1 protein-coding gene is annotated in these 527 nt (G+C 61.7%); it reads right to left on the bottom strand.

The annotated features are described in order from the left end of the window. Nucleotides 1-527 (bottom strand): acyl-CoA dehydrogenase family protein (locus ACFOMF_RS04970; RefSeq protein ID WP_386361827.1); only part of this gene is annotated, 527 nt, incomplete at both ends.

Below are 527 nucleotides of genomic sequence, written 5' to 3'. Positions count from 1 at the left end.
CCGTGGAGGATGTACTTGAAACCCTGGCCTTCCTCGCCGATCAGGCTGTCGGCGGGAATTTCCAGATTGTCGAAGAACAGCTCGTTGGTCTCGTGATTGACCATGTTGGCGATCGGCTGCACGGTCAGGCCGTTGCCGATCGCTTCACGCAGGTCGACCAGGAAGATCGACATGCCCTCGGACTTGCGCTTGACCTCGGCCAGCGGTGTGGTGCGCGCCAGGAGGATCATCAGGTCGGAATGCTGGATGCGCGAGATCCACACCTTTTGCCCGTTGATCACGTACTTGTCGCCACGGCGCACGGCGGTGGTCTTGATCTTGGTGGTGTCGGTCCCGGTGGTGGGTTCGGTGACGCCCATGGACTGCAGGCGCAGCTCGCCGCTGGCCAGCTTCGGCAGGTAATAGCGTTTCTGCTCTTCGCTGCCATTGCGCAACAGGGTAAACATGTTGTACATCTGCCCGTGGACGGTGCCGGAGTTGCCCCCGCAGCGGTTGACCTCCTCGAGGATCACCGAGGCCTCGGTCAG

The sequence above is a fragment of the Stutzerimonas tarimensis genome, assembly GCF_042648805.1.
Classification (GTDB): Bacteria; Pseudomonadota; Gammaproteobacteria; order Pseudomonadales; family Pseudomonadaceae; genus Azomonas; species Azomonas tarimensis.
The sequence above is the reverse complement of the archived record's forward strand: the minus strand, read 5'-3'. Positions and strand labels throughout refer to the sequence as shown.